This window comes from Neptunitalea chrysea, assembly GCF_027924145.1.
GTDB lineage: Bacteria > Bacteroidota > Bacteroidia > Flavobacteriales > Flavobacteriaceae > Neptunitalea > Neptunitalea chrysea.
This window is the reverse complement of the sequence record NZ_BRVP01000008.1, coordinates 92,206-109,825: the sequence shown is the minus strand read 5'-3', so window position 1 is coordinate 109,825 and position 17,620 is coordinate 92,206. Positions and strand designations below refer to the sequence as shown.

The following is a 17,620-nucleotide window of genomic DNA, read 5'->3' as shown; positions in this document are numbered from 1 at the left end:
ACTCAATAATGTGTTTTGTTTTGCAAATATAAGAATGCATAAGATTTATGGATGAAGTAAAACAACTTGTTAGCGATATAAAAAAGAAACAATTGGCACCTATTTATTTTTTAATGGGGGAAGAGCCGTATTATATTGATAAGATCTCTAATTTTATTGCTGATAATGTATTGGATGAGGCAGAAAAGGACTTTAACCAAATGGTGTTATATGGTCGTGATATTTCTGTAGATGATATTGTTGCAAATGCAAAGAGGTATCCAATGATGGCCGATAGACAAGTGGTTATTATTAAGGAGGCGCAAGAATTATCTAGAACCATAGAGAATTTAACTGCTTATGCAGAAAATCCGTTGGCTTCTACAGTGTTGGTTATGTGTTATAAGTATAAGACCATTGATAAACGTAAAAAGCTTTATAAGGCGGTTAAAAAGAAGGGGATTATTTTTGAGAGTAAGAAGATGTATGAGGATAAAGTTGCCGAATGGATACGCAAGGTATTAGTTGGACAAAAATATTCTATTACACCAAAGGCTTCTCAAATGCTAGTAGAGTTTTTAGGTAATGACTTAGGAAGAATTGCAAAGGAACTAGAAAAATTACAGCTGATATTACCAAAAGAAAGTCAGGTTACTCCCGAAATTATAGAAGAGAATATTGGTATTAGTAAAGAATTTAACAACTTTGAGTTAAGAAAGGCAATAGGAGAGAGAGATGTTGTAAAAGCAACTAAGATTATAAATCACTTTGCACAAAACCCTAAAGATAATCCTATCATAGTAACGGTAACGATGTTATTTTTGTTCTTTTCACAACTTCTAAAGTATCATGGATTATCTAATCATACCCCTAAAAATGTAGCTTCAGCCTTAAAGATAAACCCTTATTTTGTGAGTGACTATCAAAGTGCTGCTCGCAACTATACAATGAAAAAGGTAAGTTATGCAGTATCTGTACTTCGCGATATTGATGTAAAAACCAAAGGAGTGGGCTCTAATGCAGATATGTCAGATTTACTTAAAGAGCTATTGGTTAAATTGATGCTATAATGCTGTTATAGCATTTTTAAGTAGTATGCTTGTTTTTGTTGTAGTCGGTAATTTTAAATAAAAATTATAGCCATGAAAGAAGTGAATGAGTAACAAGGGCAAATTATACATTTAAGAATAGTAATGACTATTTTAGCCATTACTATTCTTAATTTTAATTAGCGTTATATTGGTATTTTAACCATTGTTTGTTCTACAGTGTCCATCCTGCTTGTAATTTTTAGTGTTACAGGATATAAAAATTAGTTATTTTTTCTTAATACCATCTATACTGTATTTTCCCGCTCCTGTAAAAGCAATAGCTAAGAAAATAAAGAAGTATATTAAGGCTAACTCTTTTTTATCTAACGGATCGCTTGCGTGTACATAAAATGCAGCAACTGCCATGGTGAAAGATGCTGGAATAGCGGAAAGTTTAGTTTTAAACCCTATAATAATTAAAATAGGGGCAACAAACTCACCAATAATAGCTAATATTAGAGAAACTGGTTCGTTACCTATTAATGCTGGAAACTCCTTACCGCCACCGTCAAGAAGCATTTGTAGTTTTCCGTAGCCATGAACCATCATGAGTGCAGAAGCTGAAATTCTTAGAATTAATAACCCGAGGTCTGATAAATTTTTCATTTGTAATTTTTATGTTGGTTTATGATTTAAAAATACAATTTTTTAGTTAAAAACCTCATTATGTTGTTCTTGCACTCTTATAAAAGTGGTTCGTTTGGTTAATTCTTTTAGTCTTGCTGCACCTACATAAGTACATGTAGAGCGTAATCCGCCAAGGATATCTAATACCGTATGCGTAACATCACCTCTGTAGGGGATTTTTACTGTTTTACCTTCACTAGCTCTATATTCAGCAACACCACCAGCATGTTTTTCCATGGCTGTTTCAGAACTCATTCCGTAAAATTGTTTGTATTGTATACCGTTTATTTCAATAATTTCACCGCCACTTTCAGTATGTCCAGCAAGCATTCCGCCCAGCATTACAAAATCGGCTCCACCACCAAAGGCTTTTGCCACATCTCCTGGTATTTTACAACCTCCGTCAGAGATTATATGTCCACCTAATCCATGAGCGGCGTCAGCACATTCTATGATCGCAGATAGTTGAGGGTACCCAACACCAGTTTTAATTCGGGTAGTACAAACACTACCGGGGCCAATACCCACTTTTACAATATCTGCTCCAGATAAAATAAGTTCTTCTACCATTTCACCTGTGACAACATTACCAGCTAAGATAATTTTGTTTGGATATGCTTCTCTTGTTTTTTTTAGAAAATCTGTAAAATGTTCAGAGTACCCGTTGGCTACATCTATACAGATAAAAGATATTTGAGGGAACTTATTTAAGATTATTTGTAATTTTTCGGCATCAGTTTCACCAGTACCGGTGCTAACGGCAATATTGTTATGTTCTTCAGTTGTTGTAGACTCAATAAAGGATGTCCACTCATCAATAGTGTAATGCTTATGAAGTGCTGTTATTAATGAGTGTTTAGATAATTCTTTAGCGATATCAAAGGTTCCTACTGTATCCATGTTGGCCGCTATAATAGGTATACCTGTCCAAAGTTTTGGACTGTGAATAAATTTAAAATCACGTTCTAAATTAACCTGACTTCTCGATTTTAAAGTAGATCTTTTTGGTCGAATCATTACATCTTTAAAGCCTAGTTTTAACTCATTTTCTATTCTCATAATTTTACAATTTCATTGGGAATCAATCTAACACAAAAAAATCTCGTTAAAGACGAGATTTTTTAATTTATTATTTGAATACAATTTACAAAAGTTTCGGATATTTTTCAGGATTAGTTTCGAGCATTATTTCATAAATTTTATCAAATATGTCTTCCACATTTGGTTTTGAGAAATAATCACCATCAGTACCGTAAGCGGGGCGGTGTTCCTTAGCAGCTAAAGTTTGTGGTTTACTATCTAGATATTGATATGCATTTTGCTTTTCTACTATTTCTTGTAATAAGTATGCTGAAGCTCCTCCCGGCACATCTTCATCTACAACTAATAATCTGTTTGTTTTTTGAATACTTTTAACCACATCATGCTTCAAATCAAACGGAATTAAAGATTGACAATCAATAATCTCAGCATTAATGTTTACTGTTTGTAACTCTTTTACAGCTTGTTCTACTATGCGTAGTGTAGAACCATATGAAACAATAGTAATATCGGAACCTTCTTTAATGGTTTCTACTACACCAATAGGAGTTCTTATTTCGGCTAAATTATCGGGCATCTGTTCTTTTAGACGGTACCCATTTAAACATTCAATAATTAAGCCTGGTTGATCACCTTCTAATAAGGTATTATAAAATCCTGCAGCTTTTGTCATGTTCCTAGGAACCAGTGTATATATACCTCTTGTTAGATTGATAATACCACTCATTTGAGAACCTGCATGCCAAATACCTTCTAAACGATGTCCTCTAGTTCTAACAATTAATGGTGCTTTTTGTCTACCCAAAGTTCTGTAACTTAAAGTAGCTAAATCATCACTCATTATTTGAAGTGCGTACATCAGATAATCTAAATACTGAATTTCTGCAATAGGGCGTAACCCACGCATTGCTAAACCAATACCTTGTCCTAATATAGTAGCTTCTCTAATTCCGGTATCAGCTACCCTATGTATTCCATATTTTTCTTGTAGTCCCTCTAATCCTTGGTTTACATCACCAATGTTACCACTATCTTCACCAAAAATTAATGTTTCAGGGTAAGCTCCAAAAATATGATCGAAGTTTTCTCTTAAAATAATACGTGCATCTACCATTTCCGATGCTTCAGAGTAGGCAGGTACTACCTCTTTTACGTTTAAAGGAGAATTTTTACTTTCACTATATAATAAAGAACTATATTTTGGTTGAATCTCTTTAGTCATTTTAACAATCCATTGCTTTAATTTAGCAACTTCCGAATTGTTTTCATGAGTTACATATCTAAGTGTTTTTCTAGCCGCTGTAAAAATCTCTTTTCTGTTAGGCTCATCAATTGATATTAAATCATTTTTGAGCTTATTAATAAACACTTTGTTTTGGCTAACCCCGGCAACATCATTTAAAATAGCTACAAGCTCTTTTTTCTCATTTTTTATTGGAGTAATAAATGCAGACCATGCTTTTTTCTTGCCTTCACGAACCTCTCGCTTAATCTCTTTTTCTATAACTTCTAATTCTTCATCTGTGGCAATACCAAATTCAATCATCCATTGACGCATTTTGGCATTACAATCAAAATCTTTTTCCCATGCTAAGCGTTCCTTACTTTTATAACGTTCATGAGAACCAGATGTAGAGTGCCCTTGAGGTTGTGTTAACTCTTTTACATGTAATAGAACGGGTACATGCTCTTTTCTAGCTATTTCTGAAGCCTTCTCAAAATTTTCTATAAGCGTAGGATAATCCCATCCATTTACGGTTATAATTTCAAAGCCTGCTTCTGTTTCAGTTCTCTGAAATCCTTTTAAAATTTCAGAGATATTTTCTTTTGTAGTTTGATATTTTGCTGGTACCGAAATTCCGTAGTCATCATCCCATACACACATTACCATTGGAATTTGCATCACTCCAGCTGCATTTATTGCTTCAAAGAAAACACCCTCAGAAGTAGAGGCATTTCCAATAGTACCCCATGCCACTTCATTTCCATCATTAGAAAACTTTTCGGCATTAATTTCTTTAACATGTCTGTAAATTTTAGAAGCCTGTGCTAAACCAACTAGTCGTGGCATCTGTGCAGCAGTAGGAGAAATATCAGCACTAGAATTTTTCTGATTAATAAGAAATTTCCAGTCGTCGTTTTCGTCAAAACTATGAGTAGCAAAGTGTCCACCCATCTGGCGTCCGCCACTCATTGGGTCTGCCTCCAAATCTGTATGCGCATACAATCCTGCAAAAAAGTTTTCAATAGAGAAGAGACCTGATGCCATCATAAAAGTTTGGTCTCTATAGTATCCGCTTCTAAAGTCCCCATCTCTAAAGGCTTTTGCCATAGCTAGTTGCGGTACCTCTTTGCCATCACCAAAAATCCCAAACTTAGCCTTTCCTGTTAATACTTCACGTCTCCCTAATAAACTACATTCTCTGCTGGTTACAGCTACTTTATAATCATTTAAAACTTCACTTTTAAAATCTTGAAAAGTAATATTTTTAGTTTCAGGGTTTTCTTGCATTTTACTCAGATATATTGGTTGACAGCACAAATATACCTAATTTTAAGGGGATTTGCAATAATAGTTTTTAACGAAAATTATGTATTATGTAATTTTAATGTCTTGTTTTTAAATTATCATCAAAAAATAATCTAAAAACAAATGTTTTTTGAGGTTTTTAGAATAGAGTTTCCTTTAGAACCACTTACGAGTAAACAGCCCAGTAAGTGCTCTTGGAGAAATAGTAACTACAAATCGGATGTTATTAGCATATGAAGGATCTGAAATTTCCCAACCGTTGTTAGAGTAAACTGGTAAGTAGAGCTCAAAATAATCAGTAACAAGATTTAATCGAATACCAGAATCGTATACAAATTTAGTTGGCATGTGTTTATTTTTTACAAAACCTAAGTCGCCATAGGCTTCAATCCATCTATAGATACTGGTACTAAAGTTAGTTGTAAGCATCCAGTCGTTGCTATACTGCGGAATTAATTTAGATTTAAAACCACCTTCAGCCATTATTAATTGCTGACTAAACAACCCTGAATTTTCAGATCGCCCTAAATAGTTGTAATCAAACAAGTAATCAGTTGGTCTGTCTAAAGCAAAATCAAAGTAATTTGTGTTGGTGTTGTTATGAATGAATTTACCACCAAAAACTCTAATGTTCAACTGTCTGTTACTGTTGTATAGTTTGCGATACTCGTAGTTAAATGAAACTTTAGAAAATTTATTACCTACTTGAGCATCAATAAACCAAGATTTATAATTTAATATATCGTTATTGTAATTAAGATAACGCGCATTAAAAACAGTGTAACTTGGGTTTTCCAGTACTACTAATGTGTCTTCTTGGCGTTCAATATTAACTGCTCTTACATTAAGTCTTTGTCGTTTATTAGAACGAAGATCTTCTGGTCTGAATGTAAAGCTAACAGATGGAGTAAATGATTTATATACCAATCCTTCTGCATAGTGATAATAGGCACCCGATAATGCATAGTTAATTAAAAACAAATTTGAATTTTCTACAAATTGACGGTATTGTACAGAGGCACCACCAACAATATCTTTAGAACTAAAACCATATTGTGGTCGTATAGTATATAAAAATGGTTTTGTTAAAAGTGTTTTGTTGTACAATTTAGTACCTAAGATTAAACCATCGTAAAGGTTGAAACCAAACTCGGGCATAAAAAACACCTGATTGTAGTTAGGGTCTTCCGCATCCTGAAATAAACGCACTTGGAGTGGTTTATGATTAAGAAGAAAACCTTTGGTAGATTTATAATTGTTTCGTTGATTGTACTCAGGAATTATTTTTTCATAATTAAGAACAAACTTATCTTCACCATTATTTTTAATATTAATGGTTTTGGTATCATTAATATTCTCTAACCAATATTTGTTTACAAGCTGTTTGTTTTTAAAAGTATATAGAGATATAGGAACATTAGCAGTCATTTTATTTTTAACCCTAATGTTTAATGAGTCTTTATTTTCTTTAATGCAAGTAATCTTATAATCAATTTTTTTCGTACTGTTTACATAATCGTTAAAAAACCAATTAATATCTTTTTTGGAATTGGACACTAGTAAGTTTTCAAAATTTTCTTTAGTAGTGTTGCCTGAATTTAGAAATTCACTAATTACAGGGATGCCTATTTTATCTTCGTTATAATCATCTAAATATTTAAGACCAATACCTGCTTTGTATTTATTGGCAATATTATTATTAAACTTAATTAATGAATCTCTCTCCATAGACATAGGCTGGTCTATATGCTTACGAGCCATTAACATGTAGTACATTTGATATTGCTCGTTAAAATCCATCTGCGAGAAGTGAAAACTTTTAATTCCCCATATGTTAGCAAAATTTCCAGCCATTTTCATATCAGGATAGTAGTCTTCAATAAACTGCATCATTAAATAGGTTTCTATGGTATCAAAAACCCATTTATCTTTTCTAGGATCTGCATCAATAGCTTCTAATAGATAATTATTTAGTGATGTTTTAAGGAGTTTAAGCTCATATATAAACTGGTCTTGAAAAGGACGTAAAAAAGAAGGTAATTGACTTAATCCATAAATAGGATTTTTGCGATAGTCACTTTCTGAAATGAGTATTTTTATTTGTTCTTTATTATCTAAATAGGTATTAAGAAATCTACTAACCTTATCTAATGATAAAAATGAAACTGGTTCAGAAATATTAACAGGAACTATGTTTGTTTTAAATAGAACATGTTCTGTTTCAATGGTAGTAAAGGTTTTAGTAGGTTCTAAATAAAATTTTACAGATTTAGCGTTTTTGAAGTATAGCTTGGATTGTATGTAACTGTCAACCGGTTTTTCTGTTATAGAATCTGCATTGGTAGTTAAATGTAATGAAATGGGGTAATTGAAACCTATGGAATAATTACTAGGTTCCAAATACATATCGTTTAAGTTCATGTTACTATACAAATTCCAATCGGTAGTGTAAGGAATAGGAGATAAGTACCAGTACTCTAATTTTATGCGACCATTTTTATTGTATCCATATCCTGTAAATTCTGCAGAAGGTAGTTTAATAGTATAGGTAACATCTAATATATAATTTTCTCCGGGGTAAACAGGTGATTTAAGCTGTACCTTTATAATATCATCAGCTTCTAATCGTTTCCAATTTAGAGGATTAAAGTTTTTATCGATTAACGAAATTATTTTGGTGTTGCCTCGCTGTTCTTCGTTCGCAAAATGAAGACTTTTATCAAATTCTTCGGCAAAACGTTTTGCCAATGCAGTATTTTTATTTTGGTAAGCATTGTTCCAATCGTATAAGTAAATTTGGTTTAGTGTATCTTTACTATGATTGGTAAAGGTAATTTTCTGTTGTATATTAATAGATTTGGCATTTTCATGTAGGGTAGCTGTTATCTGCTGTTCATTTTGAGCAAATACGAAGTTGCAAGCCAAACATAAAAATGCCAGATATTTAATTCTATTTATTGAATTACTTTTAAGAGTGTACCACATGCTTTGGTTTGGGCTAAACAGTATTGGTTACACTAATTTATCTATACCTTGATCTACAATGCCATAAGCAATAGATTCTTCGGCAGACATCCAGTAGTCTCTATTAAAATCTTTCATTATTTTTTCTAAAGGCTGACCACAGTTTTCGGCTAATATCTCTGCACTTAACAGACGTGTTTTGATAATTTCCTCCATTTGAATTTCAATGTCAGAAGCCTGTCCTCTGGCACCACCACTTGGTTGGTGAATCATAACACGGGCGTTAGGCATTATAAAGCGTTTTCCCTTTTCTCCTGCAGAAAGCAAAATAGATCCCATAGAAGCTGCAAAACCAGTACAAATAGTAGCAACAGGGCTACTAATAGCTTTCATGGTGTCATATATAGCAAAGCCTGAAGTAACATAACCACCAGGACTATTAACAATTAACTGAATTTCTGTAGCAGGTTCAGAAAGTTCTAAATACATTAGACGGTCTATAACATGTTTTGCAGTATCATCATCTACTTGTCCCCAAAGAAATATTTTTCTTTGTTCTAGTAGTTTACCATCTATAGCTTCTTGTATTTTCTTTTGGCTCATACGTATTTAATATTTTGGCAATATAAACCTTTTCATAAAGAACAAGGTTTCAAAATGTTTTTAATAGTGTAAAGTAATAATAAAAATTGAAGTAGAAACTAAGTTTTATTTTTTAATTAAAAGTTAGGACTTAAATTATATTCTTTATAGAAATTGTCTAATATTTCTACAACTTCATCTTCATGATCTACAATTTTTACAAGGTCAAGATCTTTTTCACTAACGTTTCCATATTGATGAAATAAGGTCTCTTTAATCCAGTCGAAAAGTCCACTCCAGAATTTTGTGCCAACTAAAATAATTGGAAATTTATCTATTTTTCCGGTTTGTATTAAAGTAATAGCTTCAAAAAGCTCATCCATAGTACCAAAACCTCCGGGCATTACTACAAAACCTTGAGAGTATTTAACAAACATTACTTTTCTAACAAAGAAGTAATCAAAATCTAACATTTTATCACTATCAATGTATGGGTTGTAATGTTGTTCAAATGGTAATTCAATGTTAAGTCCTACAGAAGTTCCTCCTGCCAAGTGAGCCCCTTTATTACCAGCCTCCATTAATCCAGGACCGCCACCGGTAATAACTCCGTACCCAGATGCTACAATTTTTTTTGCAATACGTTCTGTTAGCTCATATGTAGGATGGTCTGGTTTAATACGTGCACTACCAAAAATAGATACACACGGACCAATCTGACTCATTTTTTCAAACCCAGAAACAAACTCGCTCATGATTTTAAACAATGCCCATGAATCGTTTGTCTTTATTTCGTTCCAGCTTTTGGAATGTTTTTTGTTTGGCATAAGTATATTATTGTAATTCTTTTTCTAAAAATTTTGCAGTATAACTTTCTTTATTTTTTATAATTTCTTCTGGAGTACCTGTAGCAAGAACCATACCACCACCTTTACCACCTTCTTTTCCTATATCTATAATATAATCAGCCATTTTAATTACATCTAGATTATGCTCTATAATAAGTACCGTATTTCCTTTGTCTACCAGCGAATTCAATACATCCATTAATATTCTAATATCTTCAAAATGCAATCCTGTAGTTGGTTCATCCAAAATATAAAAGGTGTTTCCGGTATCTTTTTTAGAGAGCTCGGTCGCTAATTTAATACGTTGTGCTTCTCCACCCGAAAGGGTAGTAGATTGTTGCCCAAGTGTAATATAGCCCAAACCAACATCTTGAATAGTTTTTAACTTACGATAAATTTTTGGAATATTTTCAAAGAAAGGCACTGCTTCGTCAATGGTCATATCTAACACGTCAGAAATAGATTTTCCTTTGTAGCGTATTTCAAGTGTTTCTCTATTGAAACGCTTCCCGTTACACGTTTCACATTCTACATAAACGTCGGGTAGAAAGTTCATTTCTATAACACGTAAACCACCACCTTTACAGGTTTCACAACGCCCTCCGGCTACATTAAAACTAAAACGCCCCGGTTTATAACCACGTATCATAGACTCAGGAGTTTTGGTGAATAACGTACGTATTTCACTAAAAACACCGGTGTAGGTTGCAGGGTTAGAACGTGGTGTTCTACCAATAGGAGATTGGTTAATATCGATCACTTTATCAATATGCTCTAAACCTTTTATTTTTTTATATGGCATTGGTTTTTTCAGAGCATTGAAAAAATGAGCATTTAAAATAGGGTATAGGGTTTCATTGATTAAGGTAGATTTACCACTACCAGACACTCCCGTAACCCCAATCATTTTGCCCAGTGGAAAACGAACATTAATATTCTTAAGATTGTTACCTGTACACCCAGTTAATACAATTTCATGACCATTGCCATCTCTGCGTTTTTCAGGAATTTTGATAGCCTTAGCACCACTAATATAATCGGCTGTCAGGGTGTGGTGCTTCATAATTTCTTTGGGAGATCCTTGCGAAATAATCTGTCCACCATGTTTACCTGCTTTTGGCCCAATATCAATCACATAATCGGCTTGCTCAATCATATCTTTATCATGCTCAACTACCAATATAGAGTTACCTATATCCCTTAGAGATTCTAAGGAATGTATTAATCGTTCGTTATCACGTTGGTGTAAACCAATACTTGGTTCATCCAGAATATATAAAACACCTACTAATTGAGATCCTATTTGAGTTGCTAAGCGTATACGCTGTGCTTCTCCGCCTGATAGCGATTTAGAACTTCTGTTTAAAGACAAATATTCTAACCCAACATCTAGTAAAAAGCGAATACGGGCGTTAATTTCTTTCAGTATTTCTTCGGCAATGGTAAACTGTTTTTTAGAAAGTTGATCAGGTAACTTTTTAAACCATTCAGATAGCTCAACAATATCTTTATTGGCTAGCTCAGAAATATTTAGGTTGTTAACCTTAAAGTATAGCGACTCTTTTCGTAAACGACTTCCATTACATTCAGGACACTCTATTCTATCCATAAAATCTTTTGCCCAACGTTTGATAGAAGAGGTGTTACTTTCTTCATACTGATTGGTAATAAAATTGATGATTCCTTCAAAATCAATCTTATAATCTCGGGTAATTCCCATTACCTTAGATTCTATAGAGAATTTTTCATTTCCTCCATTCAGAATCATCTCTATAGCCTCCTGTGGAATCTCGCTAATCGGATCTGATAATTTAAAATCAAAGCGTTGAGCAATCAGTTCTAATTGCTTAAAAATCCAGCTTTTTTTGTATTCTCCAACAGGTGCTATTCCACCGTTTTTAATGGATATTTTTTTATTAGGAATAATTTTATCAATATTCACATGTTGTACCACCCCAAGTCCTTTACAATGCGGACACATTCCTTTTGGGGAATTGAATGAGAATGTATTTGGTTCTGGAGAAGGATAGGAGATACCTGAAGACGGACACATAAGACTTCTACTAAAGTAACGACCTTCGTTAGCATTATGAGCTATTACCATTAATACATCTTCTCCATGATACATGGCTGTATTAATACTCTCTAATAGGCGTTTTTCAAACTCTACTCCTTCAGAAACCTGCAATCTGTCAATAACTATTTCTATATCATGTGTTTTGTAACGGTCTACTTTCATTCCGTGTTCCAAATCACGAATTTCTCCGTCAACACGTACCTTTAAAAATCCTTGCTTTGAAATTTGTTCAAACAATTCACGGTAGTGTCCTTTTCTAGATTTAATAACCGGTGCCAAAATGTTAATACGTTCCCCTTTAAAGTCCTCTATAATTAACTTTTTAATTTGGTCATCGGAGTAACTAACCATTTTTTCTCCGGTATTGTAACTATAGGCATCGCTTGCACGCGCATATAATAAACGCAGAAAGTCATAAATTTCGGTAATGGTACCTACCGTTGAGCGAGGAGATTTTGACGTAGTTTTTTGTTCAATGGCAATTACCGGTGAAAGTCCGTCAATTTTATCAACATCTGGTCGTTCCAGACCACCTAAAAATTGTCTGGCGTAGGCAGAAAAAGTTTCAATATATCTTCTTTGCCCTTCCGCATAAATAGTATCAAAAGCCAGTGAAGATTTTCCGCTTCCTGATAAGCCCGTAATCACTACCAGTTGTTCTCTAGGAATAGAAACATCAATGTTTTTTAAGTTGTGAACTCGCGCTCCTTGAACCTCTATATACTCGTCATTTTTTTTCATAATTTACTGCAAACCGCAAAAATACAAATTTTAGGCATAAACACGTTTGTATAAGAAGATAGAATACATAATAGTAACATGATGAAGATGATAATGTATTGTTGAGAGAAAGAAATATTTGCCACATTAAACTTAGTTTGAATGATGGTTTTGATTACTTAGTAAAACATCAAATCTATATTTACCTATTGGACTCGAAGTTGCCCAAAATGCTGTTAACAGATATTAGAGCAATACTACAAGAATGGATAGCTTTTATTGAATTCCATAAAGAAAAGGAAGCGTTAGAAAAGAAGAAAGTAATAGATGATAAGGTGAAAATTAGTTTTTTTAAAGATGGGCTAGTATGGTTTCGAAACTAAAAAAATGATATTGCAGTATAGGTATACCAGTTTAAATTAATAGTCTCTTTTTGTCTTATTTATATTACTTCTTTATACCTTTGAAAGGTATTATTTATATTTCATTTAGATGAAGCTATGAAGCGAATTGAAAAATGTAAGCAAGCGGTTTTTAATATCTATACAAGCCATTTCAGTAGTCATTTTGTATTTCACACCTATACTTTTTCAATGATTACAGCGGATGCCTTAGATACGTTGTTAAAAGAAGAAAAAGCTATGAATAAAGAAACCTTACGGAATTTACAAGTAGCTATATGGTTTTGTGCAACGGGTTATTATAAGGATTTGGCGTATGGAGGGGTAACTAGTCTTAATTTTGCAGAAAAGTATTTAAAACAAGAAGGATACTCTGAAGAAGAAATTTTATTGATTCAACAATATATAAAAGCAGCAAATAGTAAAGTAGTTCCCAAAACTAAAGAAGAGATGCTTGTACAAGATGCGGTTTATGCGTTTTTGGCAGACAAAAACTTTAATGAGCAACAAACACTTTGGAGAGCTGAAAACGATGCTATTAAAGAGAGTGAGTTAACTAATAAGGAATGGTTTACCTATCTAAAAGGTATTATTGATTCGAAGTTATTTTACACCAGTTATGCCATTAAAAATTGGGCATATAAGGTACAAGGTAATTATTTAAAATTAATTTCTAAAGAAACCAAACAACAGCAAAAACAAGTTGAAAAAGGAAGAGATACGGTGTTTAGAATTACGTTACGAAATCATATTTCATTAAGTGATAATGCCGATAGAAAAGCGCACATTTTGTTATCGGTTAATGCCATTATTATTTCTATTATTTTTTCAAGGATATTTCCTAAGTTAGATAATCCGTCTAATACATTTTTAATTGTACCTACCTTAGTGTTTGTTATATTCACGGTTATTTCGATTATATTATCGGTAATTGCTACCCGCCCCAGGATAACCAAAGGAAAATTTTCTTATGAAGATATAACACATAAGAAAACGAATATTTTATTTTTTGGGAACTTTCATAGAGTGCGTCTTGAAGAGTATGAAAGAGCTATGGATATGTTGCTTAGCAATAATGAGTATATCTATAATTCACTAACCAAAGATTTATATTATTTAGGTAAAGTGGTTGCTAAAAAATATAAGATACTACAATATACCTACGCTGTATTTATGGCAGGGATTGTAGTTTCAACCATTTTATACATTGTGTTTTTCAATATATATAATTAAATATCCAGAAATTTAGCCTTTAATTCAGGGGTAGGAATCATACATGACTCTTTTTTTCCATACCATTTATACCTGTTTTGTGCAATATAGTCATATACTTTATTGGTAATAGTAGAAGGAAGTATGTTTTTTAGAAATCCTAATAACGGATACCAACGTCTCATATTTTTAGCAATTTCTAGAGCGGCATCTCCTTTTAAGTAATAAGCAATTCCGGGTATAATTAAAATGATAGAGTCTATTTTAGAAGTATCAATTCCACGTTGTTCACAAAGAGTTTGCCCTAAAGTACTTTGTAATGAAGCAAAACGATATAAATCTTTCTTATCATTTTTTATAATACGTTGTACCGCTTCATCACAAAGGTTACATACTCCGTCAAATAAAACAATATGCTTATCTTTTGGTAGTTCCATTATTTTTTGGCTTCTACTAATTCTAGTTGGTCTATAGCTACATTAGTCGTAAAAAAACCATAATTAATGACCACTTTTTTTCGTTCAATAGTATCAATGGTTCCCACAGCTTTTCCATCAGGTAAGCGTACTCTATCACCAACTTTAAAGATGTGTTTAGGCTTTTTCTTTTCTATTTCAGCAACCTTTTTCTTTTCTTCTTTTTTCTGTTCCCTAATCACTTCTACTTTCTTCTCAACTTCTTTGGCTACTACCGTTGTAAGTTTTTTGGTCTCTTTTTTCTCTTCTTTGGTTTTTACTTTTCGTTTGCTGTTTTCTGTTTCAATAATGGCTAATAATTCACCAATTAAAGAGCGTTTCTTTTTACTGTAGAAATACCTTTCTGCTGCGTCATTTACCTTGTTGCCTAAGTAAATCATTCGTTGGTTATGGTCGTAAAGTTGTTGGTAGCTTTCTAACTTAGTTTGTATACGTTCATTTAAGTTTTCAAGCTTCTTAGCTTCTTCTCTTGCTTTTACTTCTTCTTCAGCTAACTGAGTAGATGTTTTTTCCATCTGATTACGTTGCTTTTGAAGTTTGGCAATAGTAGCATCAAAACGCACTTTTCCTTTTTCTATCTTCTTTTTAGCACGATTAATTAATCCATACGGAATTCCATTTTTCTGTGCTACTTCAAAGGTGAATGAACTACCTGCTTCTCCAATAATCAATTTAAAAGAAGGCTCTAATGAGCGTCTGTCAAAAAGCATATTAGCGTTACTAGCATTTGGTAATTCATTAGCCAACATTTTTAAATTAGCATAGTGCGTAGTAATAACTCCAAATGCGTTTCTATGATAAAATTCTTCTAAAAAGGTTTCTGCCAAAGCCCCCCCAAGCTCCGGATCCGATCCGGTACCAAACTCATCAATTAAGAATAGGGTTTTACTATTACATTTACGTAAAAAGAAATTCATGTTCTTTAAACGATAGCTATAGGTGCTTAAATGATTTTCTATAGATTGATTATCTCCGATATCGGTTAATACACGTTCAAATAAGCATATCTCACTACGCTCATGTACTGGTAATAACATACCGCTTTGTAACATAAGTTGTAACAAACCAATAGTTTTAAGGGTGATACTCTTACCACCTGCATTGGGTCCCGATATTACTATAATACGGTTGTTATCACTTAATGTAACTGTTTGTGGATAGGTTACTACTCTTTTTCTTTTATTAGATAAAAGCAATAACGGATGGTATGCATCTATAAGATTAAGTCTACGCTCTTTATTTATCTTAGGCAAAATAGCATCCATGCTTTGTGCATATTTTGCTTTTGCTGAAACAACATCGATGGTTGTTAAAAATGATTGATATGCAATTAACAAACCATAATACGGACGTAAAAAGTTAGTTAACTCTTTTAATATTTTGTTGATTTCTTCTCGCTCATCAAACTGAAGGTTTACCAATTGTCTGGTGAATTGCTCTGTAGCCTGTGGTTCTATATAAATAATACTTCCAGTTTTAGAAGTGCCCAAGGCAGTACCTTTCACACGCTTACGATACATTGCCTTTACGGCCAATACTCTTCGGTTTTCAACAACGGTTTCCCTTATATCATCCAGTAAACCCGAACTGTTATACATGCTTAAAGCGCTGCTAAAACTCTGATTTATTTTACCTTTCACTCCGTTCATTTCTCTTCTAATATTTAGAAGTGAAGGTGAAGCATCGTCTTTTATTTCACCAAAACGATCGATGACACCGTCTATTTTTTCAATAATAGCAGTGGTATATTCTATATCGTCCGACAGTTTAAATAAGGTAGGGTAGTACTCTTTAAATTTTTTAAAGAAGTTAATGTGTAAATTTACGGTGTTAGATAAAGCGTTGACTTTTCTAAACCCACTAATTTCTATTAATGAATTCTCAATACCCAATAATTGTAGTTCTTGACCAATACCTTCAAAATAATGATTAGGAATAGCATTGTTATTGTCAAAAGAGCCTACATACTCATGTGTTTTGTAAAGTCCTGAAAAAAGTTCTTCCTCAGTTTTATAAGGAACAATCTTTAAGGCAGTCTCTTTACCCAGTTCGGTAGAACAGTATTCTGATATTTGTTCAAGAACCTTTGCAAACTCAAGGTCTTGTAATGATTTATTATGAATTTTAAGCATTGTCTAATTTTATGCTAATTTTACAGCGTTACAAAAATAACTAAAATCTAATGAACGTAGATATGCATGATAGCTGGAAACCATTTTTACGAAATGAATTTGATAAACCCTACTTTGAAGAGTTGACCCATTTTGTAAAACAAGAATACCAACAACATACTTGTTATCCCAAAGGAAAGGAAATTTTTGCAGCTTTTGATCATTGTTCATTTGACGATTTAAAGGTAGTTATTATTGGCCAGGATCCGTATCATGGACCTAATCAGGCTAATGGTTTGTGTTTTTCGGTACAGGATGGTATTGCACATCCACCTTCATTAATTAATATTTTTAAAGAAATAGAAACCGATTTAGGGATTCCGTATCCGCAAAGTGGTAATCTAGAACGATGGGCAGACCAAGGAGTACTGTTATTAAATGCTACTTTAACGGTTAGAGCTCACCAAGCCGGAAGTCACCAAAACAAAGGCTGGGAAACCTTTACTGATGCCGTAATAAAAACCGTATCTGAATACAAACAAGATGTTGTCTTTTTACTTTGGGGCGGTTTTGCTAAAAAGAAAGTAAAATTAATTGATGGTAAAAAACACCATGTGCTAACCACGGGTCACCCATCACCTCTAAGTGCTAACCGAGGTTATTGGTTTGGTAATAAGCATTTTTCAAATTGCAATACTTTTTTAGCAAGTAAGGGAGTAGCACCTATACAGTGGTAGCAATATATTAGTTGAATTCTGATGTTTCTTCAAGCAAAGTAACATCAGAATTATGAATAGTATCCTTTTTAGGAGTTACTGAACTATGACGGTTTACACACCCTCTTCCACAATACGATTTACAGGAAAATGTAGTGAAAGATACTAGTGCTACAGCTACAATCATTAATCTTTTCATATAAAACAAGTTATAAGTATGTGCAAGAAACAATATTTTCTACCTA

At 33.0% G+C, this 17,620-nt stretch carries 14 protein-coding genes; 4 read left to right on the top strand and 10 right to left on the bottom strand.

Features of this window, described 5'->3' with window-relative positions:
- Positions 1-47: 47 nt before the first annotated feature.
- Positions 48-1,049: a DNA polymerase III subunit delta gene (gene holA, locus NBRC110019_RS07380; RefSeq protein ID WP_281753659.1), complete on the top strand. Its 1,002-nt coding sequence runs from the start codon at positions 48-50 to the stop codon at positions 1,047-1,049.
- A gap of 246 nt (positions 1,050-1,295) precedes the next feature.
- Here holA and NBRC110019_RS07375 read toward each other — a convergent pair whose 3' ends face one another.
- The 7 genes from NBRC110019_RS07375 to uvrA form a co-directional block, all read right to left on the bottom strand.
- Positions 1,296-1,676 (bottom strand): DoxX family protein, encoded by a 381-nt coding sequence (locus NBRC110019_RS07375; protein ID WP_281753658.1) that lies wholly within the window; start codon positions 1,674-1,676, stop codon positions 1,296-1,298.
- Positions 1,677-1,718: 42 nt separating this feature from the next.
- Positions 1,719-2,756, bottom strand: coding sequence for a GMP reductase (locus NBRC110019_RS07370; RefSeq protein ID WP_281753657.1), 1,038 nt, complete (start codon positions 2,754-2,756; stop codon positions 1,719-1,721).
- 85 nt (positions 2,757-2,841) lie between these two features.
- Positions 2,842-5,250 (bottom strand): alpha-ketoacid dehydrogenase subunit alpha/beta, encoded by a 2,409-nt coding sequence (locus tag NBRC110019_RS07365; RefSeq protein WP_281753656.1) that lies wholly within the window; start codon positions 5,248-5,250, stop codon positions 2,842-2,844.
- Positions 5,251-5,424: 174 nt separating this feature from the next.
- Positions 5,425-8,193, bottom strand: a complete 2,769-nt coding sequence (locus tag NBRC110019_RS07360) for a gluzincin family metallopeptidase (protein WP_281753653.1) — start codon at positions 8,191-8,193, stop codon at positions 5,425-5,427.
- Between the two features lie 87 nt (positions 8,194-8,280).
- Positions 8,281-8,835, bottom strand: coding sequence for a ClpP family protease (locus NBRC110019_RS07355; RefSeq protein ID WP_281753652.1), 555 nt, complete (start codon positions 8,833-8,835; stop codon positions 8,281-8,283).
- Positions 8,836-8,951: 116 nt separating this feature from the next.
- The gene (locus tag NBRC110019_RS07350) at positions 8,952-9,641 is read right to left on the bottom strand and encodes an LOG family protein (protein ID WP_281753651.1); all 690 of its coding nucleotides are present in this window, start codon (positions 9,639-9,641) and stop codon (positions 8,952-8,954) included.
- A gap of 7 nt (positions 9,642-9,648) precedes the next feature.
- Entirely contained in the window at positions 9,649-12,480 is a 2,832-nt protein-coding gene (gene uvrA / locus NBRC110019_RS07345; RefSeq protein WP_281753650.1) for an excinuclease ABC subunit UvrA, read from the bottom strand.
- Positions 12,481-12,689: 209 nt separating this feature from the next.
- On the opposite strand from uvrA, the gene NBRC110019_RS07340 reads away from it, so the two are divergent.
- The gene (locus tag NBRC110019_RS07340; protein WP_281753649.1) at positions 12,690-12,842 is read left to right on the top strand and encodes a hypothetical protein; all 153 of its coding nucleotides are present in this window, start codon (positions 12,690-12,692) and stop codon (positions 12,840-12,842) included.
- 117 nt (positions 12,843-12,959) lie between these two features.
- Positions 12,960-14,093 carry a Pycsar system effector family protein gene (locus NBRC110019_RS07335; protein ID WP_281753648.1) on the top strand — a complete coding sequence of 378 codons (1,134 nt, stop codon included), beginning with the start codon at positions 12,960-12,962 and terminating at the stop codon, positions 14,091-14,093.
- Here NBRC110019_RS07335 and NBRC110019_RS07330 read toward each other — a convergent pair.
- The gene (locus NBRC110019_RS07330) at positions 14,090-14,509 is read right to left on the bottom strand and encodes a thiol-disulfide oxidoreductase DCC family protein (protein ID WP_281753647.1); all 420 of its coding nucleotides are present in this window, start codon (positions 14,507-14,509) and stop codon (positions 14,090-14,092) included. The two genes, NBRC110019_RS07335 and NBRC110019_RS07330, sit on opposite strands and share 4 nt — an antisense overlap.
- Positions 14,509-16,680, bottom strand: coding sequence for an endonuclease MutS2 (locus NBRC110019_RS07325; protein WP_281753645.1), 2,172 nt, complete (start codon positions 16,678-16,680; stop codon positions 14,509-14,511). Before NBRC110019_RS07325 ends, NBRC110019_RS07330 begins: the two co-directional genes overlap by 1 nt.
- 50 nt (positions 16,681-16,730) lie before the next feature.
- Here NBRC110019_RS07325 and NBRC110019_RS07320 point away from each other — a divergent pair, with 50 nt between their 5' ends.
- On the top strand, positions 16,731-17,396 hold the full coding sequence (locus NBRC110019_RS07320; protein WP_281753644.1) for a uracil-DNA glycosylase: 666 nt from the start codon (positions 16,731-16,733) through the stop codon (positions 17,394-17,396).
- A 7-nt stretch (positions 17,397-17,403) separates the two neighbouring features.
- On the opposite strand, the gene NBRC110019_RS07315 is transcribed toward NBRC110019_RS07320, so the two are convergent.
- On the bottom strand, positions 17,404-17,574 hold the full coding sequence (locus NBRC110019_RS07315; RefSeq protein WP_281753643.1) for a hypothetical protein: 171 nt from the start codon (positions 17,572-17,574) through the stop codon (positions 17,404-17,406).
- Positions 17,575-17,620 lie beyond the last annotated feature (46 nt).

Excerpts from the sequence above, each read along its gene's own strand:
- NBRC110019_RS07315 (WP_281753643.1), bottom strand. The coding sequence starts at position 17,574 with ATGAAAAGATTAATGATTGTAGCTGTAGCACTAGTATCTTTCACTACA.
- NBRC110019_RS07340 (WP_281753649.1), top strand. The coding sequence starts at position 12,690 with ATGCTGTTAACAGATATTAGAGCAATACTACAAGAATGGATAGCTTTT.
- NBRC110019_RS07325 (WP_281753645.1), bottom strand. The coding sequence starts at position 16,680 with ATGCTTAAAATTCATAATAAATCATTACAAGACCTTGAGTTTGCAAAG.
- uvrA (WP_281753650.1), bottom strand. The coding sequence starts at position 12,480 with ATGAAAAAAAATGACGAGTATATAGAGGTTCAAGGAGCGCGAGTTCAC.
- NBRC110019_RS07355 (WP_281753652.1), bottom strand. The coding sequence starts at position 8,835 with ATGAGCCAAAAGAAAATACAAGAAGCTATAGATGGTAAACTACTAGAA.
- holA (WP_281753659.1), top strand. The coding sequence starts at position 48 with ATGGATGAAGTAAAACAACTTGTTAGCGATATAAAAAAGAAACAATTG.
- NBRC110019_RS07375 (WP_281753658.1), bottom strand. The coding sequence starts at position 1,676 with ATGAAAAATTTATCAGACCTCGGGTTATTAATTCTAAGAATTTCAGCT.
- NBRC110019_RS07335 (WP_281753648.1), top strand. The coding sequence starts at position 12,960 with ATGAAGCGAATTGAAAAATGTAAGCAAGCGGTTTTTAATATCTATACA.
- NBRC110019_RS07365 (WP_281753656.1), bottom strand. The coding sequence starts at position 5,250 with ATGCAAGAAAACCCTGAAACTAAAAATATTACTTTTCAAGATTTTAAA.
- NBRC110019_RS07370 (WP_281753657.1), bottom strand. The coding sequence starts at position 2,756 with ATGAGAATAGAAAATGAGTTAAAACTAGGCTTTAAAGATGTAATGATT.
- NBRC110019_RS07330 (WP_281753647.1), bottom strand. The coding sequence starts at position 14,509 with ATGGAACTACCAAAAGATAAGCATATTGTTTTATTTGACGGAGTATGT.
- NBRC110019_RS07320 (WP_281753644.1), top strand. The coding sequence starts at position 16,731 with ATGAACGTAGATATGCATGATAGCTGGAAACCATTTTTACGAAATGAA.
- NBRC110019_RS07350 (WP_281753651.1), bottom strand. The coding sequence starts at position 9,641 with ATGCCAAACAAAAAACATTCCAAAAGCTGGAACGAAATAAAGACAAAC.